This is a genomic window from Enterobacter sp. MGH120, assembly GCF_001037725.1.
GTDB classification, from domain to species: Bacteria; Pseudomonadota; Gammaproteobacteria; order Enterobacterales; family Enterobacteriaceae; genus Enterobacter; species Enterobacter hormaechei_C.
Genome location: NZ_KQ089940.1, coordinates 672537 through 693831, shown reverse-complemented (window position 1 = coordinate 693831; position 21295 = coordinate 672537). Strand labels below are relative to the sequence as shown.

Genomic DNA, 21295 nt, shown 5'->3' with positions numbered 1-21295 from the left:
TCCTATGCTACATTTGTTTGCCGGCCTGGATTTACATACCGGGCTTTTATTATTGCTTGCTCTGGTTTTTGTGCTGTTTTACGAAGCGATCAACGGCTTCCACGACACTGCAAACGCAGTAGCAACGGTTATCTACACTCGCGCAATGCGATCGCAGCTTGCGGTCGTGATGGCGGCGGTATTTAACTTTTTTGGTGTCCTCCTGGGCGGACTGAGCGTTGCGTATGCCATTGTGCATATGCTGCCAACGGATCTGCTGCTTAACGTGAGTTCCGGTCATGGCCTGGCCATGGTGTTCTCAATGCTGCTTGCTGCGATTATCTGGAACCTCGGTACCTGGTATTTCGGCCTGCCGGCATCCAGCTCTCACACCCTCATCGGCGCGATTATCGGTATCGGGTTAACCAATGCCCTGATGACCGGGACCTCCGTCGTTGATGCGCTGAATATCCCGAAAGTGCTGGGGATTTTCGCTTCGCTCATCGTCTCCCCTATCGTCGGTCTGGTGGTGGCAGGTGGCTTGATTTTCATCCTGCGTCGCTACTGGAGCAACACGAAAAAACGTGCGCGTATCCACCTGACGCCAGCAGAGCGTGAGAAGAAAGACGGCAAGAAAAAGCCGCCGTTCTGGACGCGTATCGCGCTGATCATTTCCGCTATTGGCGTCGCCTTCTCTCATGGCGCGAACGATGGTCAGAAAGGTATCGGTCTGGTGATGCTGGTTCTGATTGGCGTCGCACCGGCGGGCTTCGTGGTTAACATGAACGCCTCCGGTTACGAAATCACCCGTACCCGTGATGCGGTTAACAACGTTGAGACTTACTTCCAGCAGCATCCTGATTTGCTGAAGAAAGCGACCGGCGTGGACCAGCTGATTCCTTCTCCGGAGTCAGGCGCAACGACGGCACCGGGCGAGTTCCATTGCCATCCGGCAAACGCGATTAACGCGCTGGAACGTGCGAAAGGTATGCTGGCCGATATCGAAAGCTATGACAAACTGGCTGTTGAACAGCGTGGTCAACTGCGTCGCATCATGCTCTGTATCTCCGACGTGACGGATAAAGTCGCGAAGCTGCCAGAGGTTAATGCTGACGACCAACGTCTGCTGAAGAAACTGAAAGGCGATATGCTCAACACCATTGAGTACGCGCCAATCTGGATCATCATGGCGGTCGCGCTGGCGCTGGGTATCGGTACGATGATTGGCTGGCGTCGTGTGGCGACCACCATCGGTGAGAAGATCGGTAAGAAAGGCATGACCTATGCGCAGGGTATGTCCGCGCAGATGACGGCAGCGGTATCTATCGGTCTGGCGAGCTACACCGGTATGCCAGTCTCCACCACCCACGTACTCTCTTCGTCCGTGGCAGGTACCATGATTGTTGACGGCGGCGGTTTGCAGCGTAAAACCGTGACCAACATTCTGATGGCCTGGGTGTTCACCCTCCCGGCGTCCATCCTGCTGTCTGGCGGTCTGTACTGGATTTCGCTGAAGCTGATTTAATCGGCTGAAGGCGACAAAAAAGCGGGTCAGGAAACTGGCCCGCTTTTTTTATGCTCAGTGCCAAATCATCAGCGCAATCATACTCACCACAACCAGACCACACAGGGCGCTGGTCAAAATGAACTGACGACGCAGGCGCTCGCAGCGACGGATAAACTCTTCATCGTGGTGATCGCGGTAGCGTTGGTAGTAGATATACCCCACCAGACGCATCTGCTTGCTGGGCTGTCCGTGCGAGGTGAAGAACCCTCCACCGTCCACATACTGATAAAGCAACGGATCGCAACCACGAAGTACCACTAACAGCGCACGTAACGATGAGAAGTAGCGCGCCATATTCACTATGCAAACCACGCATAACGCCCAAAACAATGCGACGGTGCTAATCATACATCCTCCCCGGCGTCCGCCCACGAAGCAAGGCTTCTGAGCTACCGCACCCCAATGCCCTGACAGACAGTTCAGTGAAAGAATGACTAAAAGTCGATCCGGTTCGCGTTTTAATATCCGAACGGCTCATTAAATAGTGTAGGAGATCCGTTAATTTTTTTGCCACAAGGTTAATCGTTATCAACACCAAAGCTTGAAAAATATGTTTAACTGGGCCGTAATGAAAGCATCAGACGACGGCTTTCCCATTTAGTCATCGATAACTTAAGGAAGGAGTAACACTATGGCTTACAAACACATTCTCATCGCGGTAGACCTCTCCCCGGAGAGTAAAGTGCTGGTTGATAAAGCAGTATCCATGGCACGTCCCTACAACGCGAAAGTTTCGCTGATTCACGTTGATGTGAATTACTCCGACCTCTACACCGGTCTGATCGACGTGAATCTCGGCGATATGCAGAAACGCATCTCCGAAGAGACTCATCACGCGCTGAGCGAGCTTTCTACCAACGCGGGCTATCCAATCACTGAAACCTTAAGCGGTAGCGGCGATCTGGGCCAGGTGCTGGTTGATGCGATTAAGAAATACGATATGGACCTGGTGGTATGCGGTCATCACCAGGACTTCTGGAGCAAGCTGATGTCTTCCGCGCGCCAGCTGATTAACACCGTACACGTGGATATGCTGATTGTTCCACTGCGTGACGAAGAAGACGAGTAAGTGCAAAAAAGCCCGGTGGCGCTAACGCTTACCGGGCCTACAAGGTAAAAGCAAAACGGCAACACGGTTGCCGTTTTTAATGTTTGTTCCCTCTCCCTGTGGGAGAGGGTTAGGGTGAGGGCATCAGCCCGCACTATTCTGGCGTTCCCGAATAAATATCAAATCGGTGTCCTTTGGTGGTCACCGCGTTAGTGGTCGCAACGTCCGCCAGCGGCGGCGCATAGTCCGGCCGCTTCACCACCACCCGCTTCGTCGCCAGCTGACGAGCCGGCTCCAGCAGGCCATCGGCATCTAAATCTGGCCCCACCAGAGACTGAAACACCCGCATCTCTTTCTTCACCAGCGCGCTTTTCTGCTTATGCGGGAACATGGGGTCGAGATAGACCACCTGCGGGCGCGGGGTGATATCGGTCAGCGCCGTCAGGCTGGAGGCATGAATAAGTTGCAAACGTTCCTGTAACCACGGGCCGATTTCCGGGTCCGCGTAGCCCCGCGTCAGCCCGTCGTCGAGCAGCGCGGCGACAACTGGATTACGCTCCAGCATCCGCACCCGACAGCCGACAGACGCCAGCACAAAGGCATCGCGCCCCAGCCCCGCCGTGGCATCCACCACGTCCGGCAGATAGCTGCCTTTAATGCCGACCGCTTTGGCCACCGCTTCACCGCGACCGCCGCCAAACTTACGCCGGTGCGCCATCGCGCCGCCGACAAAATCGACAAAAATCCCGCCAAGCTTTGGCTCATCGAGCTTGCGCAGCTCCAGATGTTCCGGCGTCATCACCAGCGCCATCAGGTTGTCTTCATCATGTTCCAGCCCCCAGCGGGCCGCCAGAACAGATAAGGCGCCGTCCCCGGCGCCTGTTTCATCTACTAAGCAGATCTTCACGTAGCAATCAGCCTTTGATTCCGTAATGCTCCAGCATCGCATCCAGCTGCGGCTCGCGGCCACGGAAGCGTTTGAACAGCTCCATAGGCTCTTCTGAACCGCCGCGCGTCAGGATGTTATCAAGGAACGACTGACCGGTTTCGCGGTTGAAAATCCCCTCTTCTTCGAAGCGCGAGAAGGCATCTGCCGCCAGCACGTCGGCCCACAGGTAGCTGTAGTAGCCTGCGGCGTACCCGCCTGCGAAGATATGGCTGAACGCGTGCGGGAAGCGTCCCCAGGTCGGGCCTGGAATAACCGCGACCTGCTTTTTAATCTCAGCCAGGGTTTCGAGGATTTTCGCCCCCTGCTCCGGGCTGAACTCGGCGTGCAGGCGGAAGTCGAACAGGCCGAACTCCAGCTGACGCAGGATGAACATCGCCGCCTGGTAGTTTTTCGCCGCCAGCATTTTATCCAGCAGTTCTTTCGGCAGCGGTTCGCCCGTTTCGTAATGGCCGGAGATAAATGCCAGCGCGTCCGGCTCCCAGCACCAGTTTTCCATAAACTGGCTTGGCAGCTCGACCGCATCCCATGGCACACCGCTGATACCGGCGACGCCAGCGGTTTCGATGCGGGTCAGCATGTGGTGCAGGCCGTGACCGAACTCGTGGAACAGGGTGATCACTTCATCGTGGGTAAACAGCGCAGGTTTGCCGCTCACCGGGCGGTTGAAGTTACAGGTCAGGTAGGCGACCGGTTTTTGCAGGGAACCATCCGCTTTACGCATCTGGCCCACGCAGTCGTCCATCCACGCCCCGCCACGTTTGTTTTCACGCGCGTAAAGATCCAGATAGAAGCTGCCGCGCAGCTCGTTTTTCTCGTCATACAGCTCGAAGAAGCGCACGTCCGGATGCCAGACGTCGATGTCGGTACGCTCTTTCGCGGTAATGCCGTAGATGCGTTTCACCACCTCGAACAGGCCGTTAACGGCTTTGTTTTCCGGGAAGTACGGACGCAGCTGTTCGTCGCTGATGCTGTAGAGATGCTGTTTCTGTTTTTCGCTGTAGTACGCGATATCCCACGGCTGAAGCTCGTCCACGCCGAACTCCGCTTTCGCAAAGGCGCGCAGCTGAGCCAGTTCTTTTTCACCCTGAGGACGGGCGCGTTTCGCCAGATCGGTCAGGAAGTCGAGCACCTGCTGTGGGTTCTCGGCCATTTTGGTGGCAAGGGATTTATCGGCATAGCTGTCGAAGCCCAGCAGCTGTGCCAGCTCGTGGCGCAGGGCGAGGATCTCCGCCATCACCGGGCTGTTATCCCACTTACCGGCATTCGGCCCCTGATCGGAGGCGCGGGTGCTGTAGGCGCGGTACATCTCTTCGCGCAGGGCCTGGTTGTCGCAGTAGGTCATCACCGGCAGATAGCTTGGGATATCCAGCGTTAACAGGAAGCCTTCCTGCTCTTTCGCTTCGGCCTGGGCTTTTGCCGCCGCCAGCGCGCTTTCCGGCATACCCGCCAGTTCAGATTCATCGGTAATCAGCTTCGTCCAGCCCATGGTGGCGTCGAGGACGTTGTTGCTGTACTGGTTGCCCAGCTCGGACAGGCGCGCGGCGATTTCGCCGTAGCGAACCTGTTTTTCTTTTGGCAGGCCAATCCCGGACAGTTCGAAATCACGCAGGGCGTTATCGACCGATTTTTTCTGCGCCGTGTTCAGTTCGGCATAGTGGTCGCCGTCGCGCAGGTCGCGGTAGGCTTTGTAGAGCCCCTCATGCTGACCGATCCAGGTGCTGTACTCAGAGAGCAGCGGCAGGGTCTGTTCGTAGGCCTCACGCAGCTCCGGGCTGTTTTTCACCGAGTTCAGGTGACTCACCGGGGAGAAGATACGCCCCAGCACGTCGTCCACTTCGGCCAGCGGCTGACACAGATTTTCCCAGGTGTACGGCGCGCCCTGCGCGACCACGTTTTCTACCGCCGCACGGCAGTTGTTCAGCGACTGGGTAACGGCCGGAACCACATGCTCAGGGAGGATTTTAGAAAACGGTGGCAACGAAAAAGGCGTCAGTAATGGATTGGTCATAAACGCTGTCCTGTTGAAATAGATGAATGAAGCGCGCATCCGGCGCTGTGCATATTGTTCAGTAATGGGGTTAAGTGTAGAGGATTTCAATGCCGAAGGTTGTCGAAAAACGCCCGGTGGCGCTGCGCTTACCGGGCCTGCGGGTAATCTGTGCCGTTCTGCTGTAAACTGTGGCAAATCGTCAATTCAGCGGAATATCATTACCCATGCTCAGTTATCGCCACAGCTTCCACGCAGGCAACCACGCCGACGTCCTCAAACACACCGTTCAGAGCCTGATCATCGAATCGCTTAAAGAAAAGGATAAACCGTTCCTTTATCTGGACACCCACGCGGGCGCGGGCCGTTATCAGCTGAGCGGCGAGCATGCCGAGCGTACCGGTGAATATCTGGAAGGGATTGCGCGTATCTGGCAGCAGGACGATCTGCCTGCCGAGCTGGAGCCGTACATTGGCGTGGTGAATCACTTCAACCGCAACGGCCAGCTGCGTTACTACCCGGGTTCACCGCTGATTGCCCGCCAGCTGCTGCGCGAGCAGGACAGCCTTCAGCTGACAGAGCTGCACCCGAGCGACTTCCCGCTGCTGCGTTCTGAGTTTCAGAAAGATAACCGCGCCCGCGTGGACAAAGCCGATGGCTACCAGCAGCTGAAAGCCAAACTGCCGCCGGTTTCCCGTCGCGGCCTGGTGCTGATCGACCCGCCGTACGAAATCAAAACCGACTATCAGGCGGTGGTGACCGGCATTAACGAAGGTTACAAACGCTTTGCGACCGGCACCTATGCCCTGTGGTATCCGGTAGTGCTGCGCGCGCAAATTAAACGCATGATCAAAGACCTCGAAGCGACCGGCATTCGTAAAATCCTGCAAATTGAGCTGGCGGTGCGCCCTGACAGCGACCAGCGCGGCATGACCGCGTCCGGCATGATCGTCATTAACCCGCCGTGGAAGCTCGAAGCACAGATGAACAACGTGCTGCCGTGGCTGCACAAAACGCTGGTGCCAGCCGGTACGGGTCACGCCACCGTGAGCTGGATCGTACCGGAGTAATCGCAGCCATCGGTGGAAACTATTGATTTCAGGTATACAATCGCGGCAATTCACGATTAAGGACAACGCTATGACTAAGCATTATGACTACATCGCAATCGGCGGCGGCAGCGGCGGCATCGCCTCCATCAACCGTGCAGCCATGTACGGCCAGAAGTGTGCGCTGATTGAAGCCAAAGAACTCGGCGGCACCTGCGTGAACGTGGGTTGTGTACCGAAGAAAGTGATGTGGCATGCCGCGCAAATCCGTGAAGCTATCCATATGTATGGCCCGGACTACGGCTTTGACACCACCATCAACCACTTCGACTGGGATAAACTGATCGCCAGCCGTACCGCCTACATCGACCGTATTCACACCTCGTACGATAACGTACTGGGCAAGAATAACGTCGACGTGATCCGCGGCTTCGCCCGTTTCGTGGATGCGAAGACGATCGAAGTGAATGGCGAGACGATCACCGCCGATCACATCCTGATCGCCACCGGCGGCCGTCCGAGCCACCCGAACATTCCGGGCGCGGAATACGGTATCGACTCCGACGGTTTCTTCGAGCTGCCTGCTCTGCCAGAACGCGTGGCCATTGTGGGCGCAGGTTACATCGCGGTTGAGCTGGCCGGCGTGATTAACGGCCTGGGAGCGGAAGCGCACCTGTTCGTGCGTAAACACGCGCCGCTGCGCAGCTTTGACCCGCTGATCGTCGACACGCTGGTCGAGGTGATGAACGCCGAAGGCCCAACCCTGCACACCAACGCCGTGCCAAAAGCGGTGGTGAAAAATGCGGACGGTAGCCTGACTCTGGAGCTGGAAGATGGTCGCAGCCAGACCGTTGATTGCCTGATCTGGGCGATTGGTCGTGAACCGGCCACCGACAACTTCAATCTGGCCGCAACCGGGGTGAAAACCAATGAAAAAGGCTACATTGTCGTTGATAAATTCCAGAACACCAGCGTACCGGGCATTTATGCCGTCGGTGATAACACCGGCGCCGTAGAGCTGACGCCGGTTGCCGTGGCGGCGGGGCGTCGTCTTTCCGAGCGTCTGTTTAATAACAAGCCGGACGAACATCTGGACTACAGCAACATCCCGACCGTGGTCTTCAGCCACCCGCCAATCGGTACCGTCGGCTTAACCGAGCCGCAGGCGCGTGAGCAGTACGGCGATGACCAGGTGAAAGTGTATAAATCGGCGTTTACCGCGATGTATACCGCGGTCACCTCGCACCGTCAGCCATGCCGCATGAAGCTGGTCTGCGTGGGCCCGGAGGAGAAGATCGTCGGCATCCACGGCATTGGTTTCGGCATGGACGAGATCCTGCAAGGCTTCGCGGTGGCACTGAAGATGGGCGCAACGAAGAAAGACTTCGATAACACCGTGGCGATCCACCCGACTGCGGCGGAAGAGTTTGTGACTATGCGCTGATCCGTCTGATCCGCAACAAAACCGGCCAGCTGGCCGGTTTTTTTATGCCCTGGGCAGGTAAACCCAACGGCTGTACAAACGGTAACAAAATAACCCGGTACCCGCGGTGGAATTAACTAATCTTAGAAAGCGCTACGCGTTCGCCTGTTACTACGGAAAAAGATTAGAGATATGAAAATGCACGTAAAGATCACCGCAAAACTGATGGCCAAAATGCACCTTGTACTCGCGCTGGTATGGGCGATACTGACTATTCCTACCCTGCTGTGGTGGAAAAACAGCATTCTGTGGGTGTCGTTAATGAGCATTTACGCCATCGTGATTTCCCATCTGGCTGCGTACAGCGCCGCCCATGCGGAAAAAGCGGCCAGCAAAGCGATGGATAAAAGCGAAGGCGCCAGCCAGAAAGCCAATCAAACCGCCAACAGCCTTCAGGGCGATGCGCGTCAGGCACATTAATCCGTGCTTATATGCAGAATACCGAATGCTCTGAATTTTATTCCTGCTCTGTTTCCAAAGATTCTGATTTAATAATTTCATAATCAAAGGGATATCTGATTTTCAGCGTGTTTAAATCCATTTTGAAAGCGTGATCTACCGCACACTTCGCACCGCATTAACCGAAGCGAATGTCTACGCTTTAAAGATAGCCGGGAAAAACCCGTATTGGTTACGACAAAAACCGGAGGTCCTGAACACCATGTTCAACCAGAAACTACAGACTGCCGAGGATATCGAGTTCGAGATTGCAGAAGAGCTGCGCTACGAAACCGATCCCTGTGAGTTAAAACTGGATGAGATGATCGAGGCAGAGCCGGAACCGGAAATGATTGAAGGGCTGCCGGCGTCCGATGCCCTTACGCCCGCAGACCGCTACCTTGAACTGTTTGAACACGTCCAGTCGTCGCGGCTGTTTGCGGACAGCAAAACCTTTCCCGACTGCGCGCCGAAGATGGATCCGCTGGATATTTTGATCCGCTATCGCAAGGTGCGTCGTCACCGTGATTTTGACCTGGCGCGCTTTGTGGAGAATCACTTCTGGCTGCCGGAGGACTACAGCAAAGAGTACGTCTCTGACCCCGGCCTGTCCCTGAAAGAACATATTGATAATCTGTGGCCGGTGCTGACGCGTGAGCCGCAGGATCACATCCCGTGGTCGTCGCTGCTGGCGCTGCCGCAGGCCTATATTGTGCCCGGTGGGCGATTCAGTGAGACCTACTACTGGGACTCTTACTTCTCCATGCTGGGGCTTGCTGAAAGCGGTCGTAACGATCTGCTGAAATGTATGGCCGATAACTTCGCCTGGCTGATAGAGCGCTACGGCCATATCCCGAACGGCAACCGTACCTACTATCTCAGCCGCTCCCAGCCGCCCGTTTTTGCCCTGATGGTGGAGCTGTTTGAAGAGGACGGCGTGCGCGGGGCGAAGCGCTATCTTGAGCATCTTAAGATGGAGTACGCCTTCTGGATGGACGGGGCGGAATCGCTGCTGCTCAATCAGGCCTATCGCAGTGCGGTTCGCATGCCGGATGGCTCATTGCTCAACCGCTACTGGGACGATCGCGACACGCCGCGAGATGAATCGTGGATTGAGGACGTGGAAACCGCCCGTCATTCCGGTCGTCCGCCGAACGAGGTGTATCGCGACCTGCGCGCCGGGGCAGCCTCAGGATGGGATTACTCATCCCGCTGGCTGCGCGATCCTGCGCGGCTGGCCAGCATCCGCACGACACAATTTATCCCCATTGATTTGAACGCATTCCTGTTCAAACTGGAGAGCGCTATCGCCAATATCTCCGCGTCGAAAGGGGATAAAGAGACGGCTGATCTGTTCCGCCAGAAAGCCAGCGACCGGCGCGCGGCGGTGAACCGCTATCTGTGGGACGAAGAGAACGGCTGTTATCGTGATTACGACTGGCGGCGTGAAGCCCTGGCGCTGTTCTCTGCGGCCAGCATTGTGCCGCTGTATGTGGGCATGGCGACGCATGAGCAGGCTGAACGGCTGTCCGATGCCGTTAAAGCCCGTCTGCTCACGCCGGGCGGTATTCTCGCCACCGAATATGAAACCGGGGAGCAGTGGGATAAGCCGAACGGCTGGGCGCCGCTCCAGTGGATGGCGATCCAGGGGTTTAAGCAGTACGGCAACGACTCGCTGGGAGATGAGATCGCCTGGAGCTGGCTGCACACGGTGAACCATTACTACAAAACCCATCATAAGCTGATTGAGAAGTACCACATCGCCAGCAGCACGCCACGCGAAGGTGGCGGGGGTGAGTATCCGTTGCAGGATGGCTTCGGCTGGACGAATGGCGTGGTGCGGCGGTTGATTGGGCTGTATGGGGAGCCCTGAGCCTCACCCCTCACCCTGCCCCTCTCCCCTGAGTGGCAGGGTGAGGGGGAAAAATAATCAGCGGATCACCTCATAAATGGCAGTCTGGATGGACTGCCATTTTTTTGTGCTGGCATCGGGCTGCGTCTTCGCGCGGCGCGTTGCCATATCGGCGTCGTGCTGCTGGCGTTTCACCACCGCGGGGACGGTACAGAATGCTTTCAGGTACTGCTTACGCATAGGCGTCAGCGATTCGCCGTTCGCCATCGCATGGCTAAGCGTATTAATAAAGCGTCGGCAGGGCTTTTGCTCTGTCATTTGCAGGCGGTAGCGCAACATTACTTCCAGTACATCGTCGTAGCCTGCCGACAACGCCTCCTCCGTCCATGACATTTTCCAGTCCATCCCGCCCTGCAAAAACAGGAGCGCCACGCGGGTGTCATTGCGATTGATGGCCGAGCGGAAATTATTCTCATCCCAGGTAACACCCATGCGGGTTAACGTCTCGCGTGAGGAAGGCGTTTCGCGCATCTCCTGCACCTGCGCGGGAGATGCCGTACTGGCCACAGCCGGCTGCGGTTTACTGCTGGTCACCAGCCAGAATCCCCCCACGACAATCGCGATAACCATCACGCCAACCGCTCCCCACAGCACGCCGGAAATCAGCTGTTCGCGCTGCTCTGGCGTACGCGCGGCGCGCTGAGTCGGTTTTTCTATACTGTCGCGCACTTCAAAAAGATCGCCGCCTGTGGTGCGGTCCATTTTTTGCGCCTTTTCCCAGAACGCGTGCAGCTCGCTTTCGTCCACCGCCATCAGCGCCGCCGGGTTAACGCGTGTCCGCCCTTCCTCAAACGCGCGCTGAACGGAGCGGGTGATCTGCGTGTAATAGCAGTCGAGCAGCTGGATTTGCGCCCCGCTTAACGGCTGCTGCACGGTGATGCTGTTGCGGATTTGTCGAATATCTTCGAGGAAGGTTTGCAGGGTTTTGCGGGGCTCTACCAGCAGCGTCAGCATGTCCGGAGCGTTAAACAGCGGCGCGTAGTAGCGGCTAAATTCTTTTTTATCCACCAGCAGCTGGGCCAGTTCGCTGAACAACATGCCGCTCAGAACATCATTAATCTCACCGTTTTTCAGCCAGCGACGCACGCGTTCAGCGTTAAACAAGGTCTTAAGATGATTATTCAGCCGTACCGGAACGGGCCACGCCTGCTGTATCAGCCCTTTAATCATCAGCTCAATGGCACGCACCTGTTTCTGCGCCTGAAGCTGGCTCTCCTTCTCTGGCACCCTCCCGGTATCGTAGGTCAGGAGGGGCTGTTGCAGACGCAGATATTCAAGGGAGGTGACGAAGCGCATCGCCGCAATCAGTTGATTTTCGCTGACATCCTGCCCGCTTTCATACTGGGGAACACGCTGCTGAAGCAAGCGTAATTGCAGCGTAAAGGCCGTCATTTCCGCATCATTCAGATTCAGCTTCCTGGCTACGGCGCCCCACCCGCCCAGCCCCAGGCGGGCGCTATCCAGTTGCTCCAGAAACCAGCGTGGATCTTTTCCTTCAGAAACATGTACATTCAACAGAAGTAAAATTTCAACAGACGCCTGACGGATCGCTGCCAGACAGTGTTCAAACTGTTCGCGGGTATGATGCGATGAGCTAATCATCATTGTTTTCCTTGAGAGACAATGAGTACCGCTAAAGCGGCATTAAAAGTCGTTTTTCTTTTTATTTATATGAGGTTAAACATACCTGACTTTCTGTTGAAATAAAGTGACAACCTTATAATCATTTGCAATGCCTCCGGAGGATCGTCATGCCCGCCTTAACCACCGCGCGTCTCACCTGCTCGCCGCTGCAAGAGCAAGACTGGCCCTTTTTTCTGTCGCTACAGCAAAATCCTGAGGTGATGCGTTTTGTCGCCCCTGCGCGTAGCGAGGCGGACATTCGGGAAGCCTTTGAGTCTCGTCTGTTGCCGTGGACGCCGGGCAGCTCGCACTGGCTCTGCCTTGTGGTGCGTGAAACGGCCAGCCAGACGCCGCTGGGCGTAACCGGCTATGTGCACCGGGAAGCAGATTGTGCTGAAGTCGGTTTTCTCTTTGCGCCCTCTGCGCAGGGGAAAGGTTACGGCTTTGAATCTCTGCGGGCTGTGTGTGATTTCGCGCTGACTCAGGGTAATATCCGTCGGCTCACCGCCACCGTGACGGCGGGAAATATCGCCTCAAGGCGACTGCTGGAAAAAACAGGTTTTCAACTGGAAGGTGAGTTGCGTGAGAGTTATTTCCTTTCAGGGCAATGGCATAACGACTGGCTATTCGGTTTACTGAAAAAGGAATTCCCGTTCAGTTTAACCTGATTAACAGCCATTTGGCGGATATTTCCCCGGCGGCGTTTCCTCTATAGTCGTGCCACTAAGAGGAAACGCTTATGACGGGTTATGCAATGCAGATATCTTCTGCTGCAATCGCATTAATTAAAAAACAACAGGGTCTTTCCCTGGAGAAATACCGTGACGAAAAGGGTATATGGGTTATTGGTTATGGTCACGTGATTCGCCAGTGGGAAAAATTTAACAGTCTCATCACGCCGATTGAGGCGGAGAATTTGCTTTTTAATGATATTCAATTATGTGAGGCGCTGCTGCGGGAAATGAACAAACGCCCATTAACCCAACAGCAGCATGACGCCCTGATATTAACCCTCTTCAGTTTTGGGGAAGAGTCCCCTCTGCCTGAGAAGATACTTCAGGCCGTCGCCCGGGTGTAGTACATCGCGGCCTGCGTCCGGTTTTTGACATCAAGACGCCGGAAAAGCGTCTCAAGATGGGCTTTTACCGTTGCCGCACTGATATTGAGATTACGACCAATCTCTTTATTGGACTCTCCGGCCGCCAGTAACTTCAATACCTCACGCTGGCGCTCGCTTAACACTGCCAGTTCATCCTGAGAGGAGTGCTGCTTCAGCCACTCGCCGGGAAAACAGACCATTCCACGCGATACGGAATCCAGCACTGCGGAAAAGCGTTCGGGATTCGCATTGCGGGGAACTATCGCCACCACGTTGCGCTGAAACATTTGCTCAACCCAACGTCGCTCTTTTTTCGTTAACACCAACACCACGCGCGACGCTGGAAAACGATCCATAATCTCTTCCAGTAAAGCCACACCATTATCACGAATTAAATACCCATCTATCATGACGATAGCGGAGGGTGACGCGGATAATTGCGCCCATAATTCATCAGTCTGACGAGCCCCTGTCATCTCTATTTTCGGAATTAACTTCTGCAAACTGTACATCGCTCCATGAATAAATAATGACTGCCTGTCAAACATGATTACTCGCATCGTTTTACTCCTCTGAGAATAGCGAAGGGGGATTCTACAGAGGCATTTTTTAAGAAAAAACTCAATGAATGGAGAGGTTACAAATCACCCAGCTCTCTTTATATCTTCCAGCATTTAGACATACTTGTTTTAAGGATTTCCTTAAGAGGGTTCCCTCCCCCTTAAGACTGAACATTACAGGAACATACCGCCTGAAACTTCAATACGTTGCGCATTCATCCAGCCCAGTTTGTCACTGAGCAACGCCGCAATGGCGTCACCAATATCATCGGGCAGGCCCACGCGTCCCAGCGCTGTCTGCGAGGCCAGCAGCTGGTTAAGCTCCGCATTATCCCGCACGCGTCCGCCCCCAAAGTCGGTTTCAATCGCGCCGGGCGCGATGATATTGACGGAAATTCCGCGCGCACCAAGCTCTTTTGCCTGATAGCGGGTCAGCACTTCCATCGCCCCTTTCATTGCCGCGTAGGTGCCTGAACCGGGCTGAGTAAAACGGGCCAGTCCGCTGGAGACGTTCAGGATCCGCCCTCCGTCTTTTATGAGCGGCAGCAGCTGTTGCGTGAGGAAAAACGGCCCTTTGAAGTGAATGTTCAGCGCATCATCAAACTGCGCCTCGGTCGTCTCGGTATAGGGTGCGTATAACCCTGTACCTGCGTTGTTCACTAAATAGTCAAAGGTGTCACGTTGCCAGACGTGTTTGAGGGTATCCTTCACCTGCTGAGCAAAGCGCGAAAAGCTTACCGTATCGCCGACGTTAAGCTGCAATGCTGCCGCTTTTCCACCTGTTCCCTCGATTTCGCGCACAACTTCCTGCGCCTCCTGCTGGCTGTTGTTCCAGGTCAGGATGATCCCTGTCCCTTCCGCGGCCAGCTTCAAAACGGCATTTTTCCCCAGGCCGCGGCTACCGCCCGTCACTAAAGCAATACGTTCACTCATAATTCACCTCGTTTCGGCTGTGATGAAGATTGAGAAAGAGCTTATTAGATGGTAGAAAATCAATAAATAGTGCCGTCAGCGCTTCACTGTTTCATTCATAACAACAATGACCAACATCTATGGATAAAATACACGCAATGCAGCTTTTCCTTCGGGTCGCGGAACTGGAAAGTTTTTCCCGCGCGGCGGAGACGTTAAGCCTGCCGAAGGGGAGCGTATCGCGACAGATCCAGGCACTGGAAAACGCACTGGGCACGCAGCTGCTGCACCGCACTACCCGCCGCGTCAGCCTGACGCAGGACGGCATGGTTTATTACGAGCGCGCTAAAGATCTGCTGATGAATCTGGACGAACTGGACGGCATGTTCCTGCACGACCCTTCAACCATCAGCGGTCGGCTACGTGTGGATATGCCCGTTGCCATTGCGCGAAATGTAGTCATTCCGAAACTGCCTGCATTTTTACAACAGTTTCCCGGCATTGAGCTGGAGCTGAGTAGCAGCGATCGTCTGGTCGATGTCATCCGCGAAGGATTTGACTGTGTGGTTCGCGTGGGAAACTTAAAGGACTCCGGGCTTATCGCCCGCCCGCTTGGGAAACTCTCGGTGATTAACTGCGCCAGCCCGGATTATCTGACGCGATTCGGCTACCCTGAGACGCTGGACGATTTGGCTTCGCATGCCCTCATCCACTACTCCGCCACGCTGGGCACGCGTCCGCAGGGTTTTGAGTATTACAACGGCAGCGCGACCCAGTGGGTAAAAACGGGAGGCGTATTGACGGTTAACAGCACGGAAACCTACCAGGCCGCCTGTATCGCCGGGCTTGGCATTATTCAGGTTCCGCGCGTCGGGGTGCGTGATGCCCTGCGCACGAAAAAACTCGTTGAGATCCTGCCGCAATACCGGGCTGAACCGATGCCCGTCTCCCTCATTTATCCCCACCGCCGTAACCTCTCCCGCCGGGTGCATGTGTTTATGGAGTGGCTTACCGAACTCACAAAAGGTTACGTCGACTAGTCACAAGCTATAATTCAGTAACATCCAGCTCAACGAAAAGGAAAATGCGCGTGACGCCGGAAAATAACCCGCAACGACCGACTCAACATTTAGATTATGAACCCATCAAAAAGATGGATAACGAGCCTGAAGCGCCGAAAGAGCCTGGAACGGCCAGCAAAGCGCTGGGCACCGTGACCGGCATAGCCGAAAAAATTCAGCAGATACCCGCGATTGCTCACCTGATACGCGCCGCCGAGCGCTTTAACGACCGCATGGGAAATCAGTTTGGCGCGGCGATTACCTATTTCTCGTTCCTGTCGATGATCCCCATCCTGATGGTGTCATTTGCCGCCGCCGGTTTTGTGCTGGCGTCTCACCCGACGCTGTTGCAGGACATCTTCAATAAGATCCTGACCAACGTCAGCGACCAGACGCTCGCCGCGACGCTCAAAAGCACCATCAATACCGCCGTGCAGCAGCGTACCACCGTGGGTATCGTCGGGTTGCTGATTGCGCTCTATTCCGGGGTGAACTGGATGGGCAACCTGCGTGAGGCTATTCGCGCCCAGTCGCGTGACGTCTGGGAGCGTAGACCGCAGGATCAGGAGAAGATATGGGTGAAGTATCTGCGCGACTTTATTTCGCTGATTGGGCTGCTGGTGGCGCTGGTCATTACGCTCTCCATCACCTCGGTCGCCGGTTCCGCGCAGCAGATGATTATCTCCGCGCTGTACCTGGATTACATTGAATGGCTGAAACCTGCCTGGCGCGGCATTGGGCTGGCCATTTCTATCTTTGCTAACTACCTTCTGTTCTTCTGGATCTTCTGGCGTTTGCCCCGCCATCGTCCGCGCAAGAAGGCGCTGATGCGCGGGACATTGATTGCCGCCATTGGTTTTGAGGTGATCAAGATTGTGATGACCTATACGCTGCCGTCACTGGTGAAGTCTCCCTCCGGCGCGGCCTTTGGTTCGGTGCTGGGGCTGATGGCTTTCTTCTATTTCTTCGCTCGCCTGACGCTGTTCTGCGCCGCGTGGATCGCCACGGCAGAGTATAAAGATGACCCGCGCATGCCGGGTAAAACCCACCGCTGATATCATGTCGGGCTGATATTTCAGCCCGATTCGCCATTTCAGCATATAAATCCAGGCCGTAACTTTTATTTAACGCAAAACCAGTTTTAATGACTGATATTTAAAAAGTGTGAAGCATTTCATAGAAGTGTTTTCGCTGGTCTGAAAATTATCCGCTTTTTGTTGCTTTTATGACCACACCACGCCTTTGTTACAGATTGAAATGTCGCTTTTGCTATGCCTAATATGGCCCTTCGTTCGTCCAAAAATAAGAAAATATTATGCAAGCAACAGCCACCACACTTAACGAAGGGGCGGAACACGTTCCGGTCAACTCGCGCAATAAAGTCGTCGTCGCATCGCTGATTGGCACCGCCATTGAGTTCTTCGACTTTTATATTTACGCCACCGCTGCGGTCATTGTCTTTCCGCATATTTTCTTCCCTCAGGGCGACCCGACGGCAGCCACGCTACAGTCTTTAGCCACCTTTGCTATCGCCTTCGTTGCGCGTCCGATTGGTTCAGCTGTCTTTGGGCATTTTGGCGATCGCGTCGGCCGTAAAGTGACGCTGGTTGCCTCGCTGCTGACGATGGGGATCTCCACCGTCGCCATCGGCCTGCTGCCGACCTATGAAACTATTGGCATTCTGGCGCCTGTGCTGCTGGCGCTGGCGCGCTTTGGGCAGGGTCTGGGGCTGGGCGGGGAATGGGGCGGCGCGGCACTGCTGGCGACCGAAAACGCCCCGGCGCGCAAACGTGCCCTGTATGGCTCTTTCCCGCAGCTGGGCGCACCGATTGGGTTCTTCTTTGCTAACGGCACCTTCCTGCTCCTCTCCTGGCTGCTGACTGACGAACAGTTCATGAACTGGGGCTGGCGTATTCCATTCGTCTTCTCTGCCGTGCTGGTGCTGATTGGCCTGTACGTTCGCGTGTCGCTGCACGAGACGCCGGTCTTCGCTAAAGTCGCCGCGGCGAAAAAGCAGGTTAAAGTTCCGCTGGGGACGCTGCTGACCAAACACCTCCGCGTGACCGTGCTGGGCACGTTCATCATGCTGGCGACCTACACGCTGTTCTACATCATGACCGTTTACTCCATGACCTTCAGTACCGCCGCCGCGCCGGTCGGCCTGGGCCTGCCGCGTAACGAAGTGCTGTGGATGCTGATGATGGCGGTCATCGGATTTGGTGTGATGGTGCCCATCGCGGGCCTGCTGGCGGATAAATTTGGCCGTCGTTCAAGCATGATCGTCATCACCTCGCTGATTATTCTGTTCGCGCTGTTTGTCTTCCCGCCGCTGCTGGGTTCAGGTAGCCCTGCGCTGGTGATGGCGTATCTGCTGATTGGCCTGAGCCTGATGGGGCTGACTTTTGGCCCAATGGGCGCGCTGCTGCCGGAGCTGTTCCCGACTGAAGTGCGTTACACCGGCGCGTCGTTCTCCTATAACGTTTCGTCGATTCTGGGCGCCTCGGTGGCTCCGTATATCGCCACATGGCTTCAGGCGAACTATGGCCTGTTCTATGTGGGTGTCTATCTGGCGGCAATGGCAGCGCTGACGCTGATTGCGCTGCTGCTGACGCACGAGACGAAGCATCAGGCGCTGTAAGTGAATGCCGGGTGGCGGCTACGCCTTACCCGGCCTACAATTTAGCCCTCTCCCGCAAGGGAGAGGGAGAAACGGGATTACTTCTTCATCTGCGACAAAATCGTCCGACACTGATTCGCTTCGCCTTCTGACGGCGAAATCAACGCCAGCAGCGCCGCCGCAGGGGTGACCAGCGTAGCGAGCGCGGCGGCGACCGCACCACGCGCAATCAACGGCCCGGCCTTCACGCCCGCCTGCGGATCTTTGAAGGTCCCGCGAACGTACAGCGGCGAGCGCAGGGTGATGATACGAATGCCTTTACTTTCCGGATCGATGGTTAAATCCAGCTGCTCGGACGCCATGCTGGCGGTACCGGTGACGTTGATAACCGCGTTTTCCGTGTCGAAAGCGAAGATCTGCGGACGCGCCACACCGTTGACCAGATCCAGATTTGCCGCCGCGCAGTTAACGCGTACTTCGTCGTCACCGAAGATTTGCCCGATGATAAAGTTCCCGACGTTCAGCCCCAGGATCTCCATCAGGTTACGGCTCACCAGCCCGTCGTTCATCAGCAGCTTCAGGTTGCCGTTTCCGCTACCCAGCAGCGCCGCTACCGAGTTACCCGTGCCGCGAATATCCGCGTCGCCGTTCATCTCACCGAGGGTTTTCTGCATCAGCTCCACGTCCGGCATCAGCTCTTTCAGCTTCAGCCGACGCGCCTGGATCTCCGCCCTTCCCTGCATCGGCTTTTTATCCCCCTCCAGGTGGATATTCGATGAGATGGTTCCCCCAGCCATGCCAAACTTCAGCGGTTGCAGGCGCAGGTCGGCGTTTTTCAGGATGATATGGGTCGAGAGGTTGCTCAGCGGCAGCGTGCTGCCATGCTCAATTTTACGTCCTTTGAAGCGCACATCCGCATCCATCACGTCCCATTTGTCGGTTTCGAAGCGGTCATAGGGCAGCACTTTACCCGCAGGCTGAACGTCCTTTTTAACCTCTTTAGACTTCGTGCCTTTGCCCGAATCTACGCCAATCAGCGGACCAAGATCGGCCAGACGCAGCTGGCGGGATTCAACGTCCCCCTCCAGTTTCGGGCGCGGTTTACCGGTGGTGTAGGTCAGCGTGCCGTGGATATCGCTGTCGCCGATGCGGCCGTTGAATCCCCGGTAGTCAAAGACGGACGATTTTTCGGTGTTGATTTTGGCAACCAGGCGCCCGTCCGTTTCAAACGGCGGGGTATCCGGCAGCAGTACGCCGGTCAAATCGTACAGTTCACCCAGCGAATCCCCGGCAAACTTAAGCTGGAGGTCGACGCCGCCCATGTTCATCGGGTCGTTAACCGTGCCCACGAACGCCACGCGGGTGTTGCCCGAGCGGAAATCCGCCTGCACCGGGAACGGCGTGCCCTCACTCCTGAGCGCCAGCATGCCGCCGATTTTGCCTTTACCGGTCAGCGGCTGGCCGTTGTAGCGCCCTTTCGCCGTCAGGCCGAAGACGTAATCGCCCGCTTTGCTGTCATCGCCTTTGGCTTTACTGCCCGTCACTTCGCTAAACGGCAGAGGCTTACCCAGCGGATCGACGAGGATCTCCACGTCAGCCTTACTCACCTTATCGTCAATGGCGATCCTCCCCCGATCGAACAGAATATTGTCGAGGCGGAAAGACCACGAAGAGGGCTGCGCATTCTGATCTTTATCGCCGCTGCTGGCGAGATCGAACGTCCAGTTGTTGTTTTTCTCTGACAGGCGAATTAGCCGCGCGTCGGGCTGCTGAAGTTTGATCCACGGCAGATACACCGTTTTGGTTAACAGGGCTAACGGCGCCAGCGTGGCTTCCACGCGCGGCAGGTGGATCATGGTCACTTCGGGGATGTCCGGCGGGTTGCCGAGAATGATGTCGTCGGCGTGAACGTGCGGCCATGGCACCCAGCTTCGCCAGCCGGTTTCCTCTTTCTGGCGCTCCCACACGACACCCAAATCGCCACGTATTGCGAAGGGGCGGTTTAGCTCGGTTGAGACTTTCTGGTTGATGGTCGGTTTGAGCCGGTTCCAGTCAAACGTGGCGATAATGATGATTAAGACCACGATCAGCAACAAGAAAATCCCTGCTGTCCAGGAAATCACCCTGGTTGTTTTTGTCATTGTTGTCCCCTTTCCTGATGAACTTGCCTCTAAAACTATAGTTCAGACAAAGGGAAGCGGGCAGATCAGAGGATGGTTATCACCTTTTCCAGAGTATCCATGGGGACAGGACGAGAGAGGAAATAACCCTGTGCCGCCGCTGCCGGGGAATTTTGCACGTCGCGCCACTCCTCCAGCGTCTCTACGCCTTCCACAATGACGCCCTGGCAATAGCGGTTCATCAGTTGCAGGAGCATCGTAAACAGGTTCCGTCCCTCCGGCGTCTGGCGCAGCATGATAAACAGATCGCGGGCCACTTTGATGTAGTCATAACGCACTTCGCTCAGGGCGGAGAAGTTGGCCATACCGGTACCGAAATCATCCAGCCACAGCGGGCCAAACTCACACATCGAGGCAAACGAGGAGTCCTGCGGCAGCTGAACATGTTCCACCAGCTCGAAGCGCATCCACGGCAAGGTGGCAATCAGCGCCTGCAATGTCGCGTTCTGACGTAACGCCATCAGGGTTGGGCCATCCACGTTCACCGACGCCAGAATACCGTGCTGCTCGAAGAACGCCTGCTTCGTCGCCAGCATTCTCAGCTGCTCTTCCAGCACGTCGATACGCTGACGCACGGCAACCTCCGCAAAATAGCGGTCCGGTGCAATACGCTGTGAAGGATTCGATGGATGAGTGACGACCGTTAACACCTCAATCGCCATTAACCGACCGTCGGTACGGTAGATGGGCTGATAGGTGTACGCTCGCTCACATTGCAGCCAGTAGCGATGCTCCTGCAAGTTCTCAATACTTGCCTCAGGCGTAGTGCTCAGCCGCTGGATAACCTGCTCTGACTTCATTTCGGATGTCCTGTTGTATGGGATAGCCTTT

19 protein-coding genes are annotated in these 21295 nt (G+C 55.8%); 11 read left to right on the top strand and 8 right to left on the bottom strand.

Features of this window, described 5'->3' with window-relative positions; all coding sequences use genetic code 11:
- The first annotated feature begins 4 nt into the window (after positions 1-4).
- Entirely contained in the window at positions 5-1504 is a 1500-nt protein-coding gene (pitA, locus tag SK54_RS03150; protein WP_048246725.1) for an inorganic phosphate transporter PitA, read from the top strand.
- 54 nt (positions 1505-1558) lie between these two features.
- On the opposite strand, the gene uspB is transcribed toward pitA, so the two are convergent.
- Entirely contained in the window at positions 1559-1894 is a 336-nt protein-coding gene (gene uspB / locus SK54_RS03145; protein ID WP_003861224.1) for a universal stress protein UspB, read from the bottom strand.
- Positions 1895-2177: 283 nt separating this feature from the next.
- On the opposite strand from uspB, the gene uspA reads away from it, so the two are divergent.
- Positions 2178-2615, top strand: a complete 438-nt coding sequence (uspA, locus tag SK54_RS03140; RefSeq protein ID WP_003861223.1) for a universal stress protein UspA — start codon at positions 2178-2180, stop codon at positions 2613-2615.
- Between the two features lie 133 nt (positions 2616-2748).
- On the opposite strand, the gene rsmJ is transcribed toward uspA, so the two are convergent.
- A complete protein-coding gene (gene rsmJ / locus SK54_RS03135) occupies positions 2749-3501 on the bottom strand; it encodes a 16S rRNA (guanine(1516)-N(2))-methyltransferase RsmJ (protein ID WP_017693818.1) in 753 nt (250 codons plus the stop codon).
- Between the two features lie 7 nt (positions 3502-3508).
- Complete coding sequence (prlC, locus tag SK54_RS03130; protein ID WP_048246723.1) at positions 3509-5551, bottom strand: oligopeptidase A; 2043 nt, start codon at positions 5549-5551, stop codon at positions 3509-3511.
- Between the two features lie 206 nt (positions 5552-5757).
- Between prlC and SK54_RS03125 the strand changes: the two genes are divergently transcribed.
- The 4 genes from SK54_RS03125 to SK54_RS03110 all read left to right on the top strand — a co-directional run bounded on the left by SK54_RS03125 (position 5758) and on the right by SK54_RS03110 (position 10373).
- Positions 5758-6600 (top strand): 23S rRNA (adenine(2030)-N(6))-methyltransferase RlmJ, encoded by an 843-nt coding sequence (locus SK54_RS03125; RefSeq protein WP_006808562.1) that lies wholly within the window; start codon positions 5758-5760, stop codon positions 6598-6600.
- Between the two features lie 70 nt (positions 6601-6670).
- A complete protein-coding gene (gorA, locus tag SK54_RS03120; RefSeq protein ID WP_017384179.1) occupies positions 6671-8023 on the top strand; it encodes a glutathione-disulfide reductase in 1353 nt (450 codons plus the stop codon).
- A 171-nt stretch (positions 8024-8194) separates the two neighbouring features.
- Complete coding sequence (locus SK54_RS03115) at positions 8195-8482, top strand: hypothetical protein (RefSeq protein ID WP_015571509.1); 288 nt, start codon at positions 8195-8197, stop codon at positions 8480-8482.
- 241 nt (positions 8483-8723) lie between these two features.
- The gene (locus tag SK54_RS03110; RefSeq protein ID WP_015571511.1) at positions 8724-10373 is read left to right on the top strand and encodes an alpha,alpha-trehalase; all 1650 of its coding nucleotides are present in this window, start codon (positions 8724-8726) and stop codon (positions 10371-10373) included.
- A 57-nt stretch (positions 10374-10430) separates the two neighbouring features.
- On the opposite strand, the gene SK54_RS03105 is transcribed toward SK54_RS03110, so the two are convergent.
- Positions 10431-12017 carry an STY4199 family HEPN domain-containing protein gene (locus tag SK54_RS03105; RefSeq protein WP_048246722.1) on the bottom strand — a complete coding sequence of 529 codons (1587 nt, stop codon included), beginning with the start codon at positions 12015-12017 and terminating at the stop codon, positions 10431-10433.
- Positions 12018-12163: 146 nt separating this feature from the next.
- Between SK54_RS03105 and SK54_RS03100 the strand changes: the two genes are divergently transcribed.
- Together SK54_RS03100 and SK54_RS03095 are read left to right on the top strand one after the other, a co-directional pair.
- The gene (locus SK54_RS03100; protein WP_017384181.1) at positions 12164-12703 is read left to right on the top strand and encodes a GNAT family N-acetyltransferase; all 540 of its coding nucleotides are present in this window, start codon (positions 12164-12166) and stop codon (positions 12701-12703) included.
- Positions 12704-12774: 71 nt separating this feature from the next.
- Positions 12775-13113, top strand: a complete 339-nt coding sequence (locus SK54_RS03095; protein ID WP_015571514.1) for a lysozyme — start codon at positions 12775-12777, stop codon at positions 13111-13113.
- On the opposite strand, the gene SK54_RS03090 is transcribed toward SK54_RS03095, so the two are convergent.
- Positions 13092-13694 (bottom strand): response regulator transcription factor, encoded by a 603-nt coding sequence (locus SK54_RS03090; RefSeq protein ID WP_032104620.1) that lies wholly within the window; start codon positions 13692-13694, stop codon positions 13092-13094. The genes SK54_RS03095 and SK54_RS03090 overlap by 22 nt on opposite strands.
- A 174-nt stretch (positions 13695-13868) precedes the next feature.
- Complete coding sequence (locus SK54_RS03085) at positions 13869-14627, bottom strand: SDR family NAD(P)-dependent oxidoreductase (protein WP_032104619.1); 759 nt, start codon at positions 14625-14627, stop codon at positions 13869-13871.
- A 119-nt stretch (positions 14628-14746) separates the two neighbouring features.
- Between SK54_RS03085 and SK54_RS03080 the strand changes: the two genes are divergently transcribed.
- The 3 genes from SK54_RS03080 to SK54_RS03070 all read left to right on the top strand — a co-directional run bounded on the left by SK54_RS03080 (position 14747) and on the right by SK54_RS03070 (position 18305).
- Complete coding sequence (locus tag SK54_RS03080; RefSeq protein WP_017384184.1) at positions 14747-15646, top strand: LysR family transcriptional regulator; 900 nt, start codon at positions 14747-14749, stop codon at positions 15644-15646.
- A gap of 50 nt (positions 15647-15696) precedes the next feature.
- A complete protein-coding gene (gene yhjD / locus SK54_RS03075) occupies positions 15697-16722 on the top strand; it encodes an inner membrane protein YhjD (protein WP_023295574.1) in 1026 nt (341 codons plus the stop codon).
- Positions 16723-16982: 260 nt separating this feature from the next.
- Positions 16983-18305, top strand: a complete 1323-nt coding sequence (locus SK54_RS03070; RefSeq protein WP_015571519.1) for an MFS transporter — start codon at positions 16983-16985, stop codon at positions 18303-18305.
- Positions 18306-18382: 77 nt separating this feature from the next.
- Here SK54_RS03070 and SK54_RS03065 read toward each other — a convergent pair whose 3' ends face one another.
- Both SK54_RS03065 and pdeH read right to left on the bottom strand, forming a co-directional pair.
- Positions 18383-20425: an AsmA family protein gene (locus SK54_RS03065; RefSeq protein ID WP_015571520.1), complete on the bottom strand. Its 2043-nt coding sequence runs from the start codon at positions 20423-20425 to the stop codon at positions 18383-18385.
- A 65-nt stretch (positions 20426-20490) separates the two neighbouring features.
- Positions 20491-21264, bottom strand: coding sequence for a cyclic-guanylate-specific phosphodiesterase (gene pdeH / locus SK54_RS03060; RefSeq protein ID WP_017693811.1), 774 nt, complete (start codon positions 21262-21264; stop codon positions 20491-20493).
- Between the last annotated feature and the right edge of the window lie 31 nt (positions 21265-21295).

What these genes read in the sequence shown, in the direction of transcription:
- SK54_RS03065 (WP_015571520.1), bottom strand. Translation starts at nt 20,425, where the DNA reads ATGACAAAAACAACCAGGGTGATTTCCTGGACAGCAGGGATTTTCTTG.
- SK54_RS03085 (WP_032104619.1), bottom strand. Translation starts at nt 14,627, where the DNA reads ATGAGTGAACGTATTGCTTTAGTGACGGGCGGTAGCCGCGGCCTGGGG.
- SK54_RS03125 (WP_006808562.1), top strand. Translation starts at nt 5,758, where the DNA reads ATGCTCAGTTATCGCCACAGCTTCCACGCAGGCAACCACGCCGACGTC.
- SK54_RS03105 (WP_048246722.1), bottom strand. Translation starts at nt 12,017, where the DNA reads ATGATGATTAGCTCATCGCATCATACCCGCGAACAGTTTGAACACTGT.
- SK54_RS03100 (WP_017384181.1), top strand. Translation starts at nt 12,164, where the DNA reads ATGCCCGCCTTAACCACCGCGCGTCTCACCTGCTCGCCGCTGCAAGAG.
- SK54_RS03090 (WP_032104620.1), bottom strand. Translation starts at nt 13,694, where the DNA reads ATGCGAGTAATCATGTTTGACAGGCAGTCATTATTTATTCATGGAGCG.
- uspB (WP_003861224.1), bottom strand. Translation starts at nt 1,894, where the DNA reads ATGATTAGCACCGTCGCATTGTTTTGGGCGTTATGCGTGGTTTGCATA.
- pitA (WP_048246725.1), top strand. Translation starts at nt 5, where the DNA reads ATGCTACATTTGTTTGCCGGCCTGGATTTACATACCGGGCTTTTATTA.
- SK54_RS03115 (WP_015571509.1), top strand. Translation starts at nt 8,195, where the DNA reads ATGAAAATGCACGTAAAGATCACCGCAAAACTGATGGCCAAAATGCAC.
- SK54_RS03070 (WP_015571519.1), top strand. Translation starts at nt 16,983, where the DNA reads ATGCAAGCAACAGCCACCACACTTAACGAAGGGGCGGAACACGTTCCG.
- SK54_RS03080 (WP_017384184.1), top strand. Translation starts at nt 14,747, where the DNA reads ATGGATAAAATACACGCAATGCAGCTTTTCCTTCGGGTCGCGGAACTG.
- gorA (WP_017384179.1), top strand. Translation starts at nt 6,671, where the DNA reads ATGACTAAGCATTATGACTACATCGCAATCGGCGGCGGCAGCGGCGGC.
- pdeH (WP_017693811.1), bottom strand. Translation starts at nt 21,264, where the DNA reads ATGAAGTCAGAGCAGGTTATCCAGCGGCTGAGCACTACGCCTGAGGCA.
- SK54_RS03095 (WP_015571514.1), top strand. Translation starts at nt 12,775, where the DNA reads ATGACGGGTTATGCAATGCAGATATCTTCTGCTGCAATCGCATTAATT.
- SK54_RS03110 (WP_015571511.1), top strand. Translation starts at nt 8,724, where the DNA reads ATGTTCAACCAGAAACTACAGACTGCCGAGGATATCGAGTTCGAGATT.
- uspA (WP_003861223.1), top strand. Translation starts at nt 2,178, where the DNA reads ATGGCTTACAAACACATTCTCATCGCGGTAGACCTCTCCCCGGAGAGT.
- prlC (WP_048246723.1), bottom strand. Translation starts at nt 5,551, where the DNA reads ATGACCAATCCATTACTGACGCCTTTTTCGTTGCCACCGTTTTCTAAA.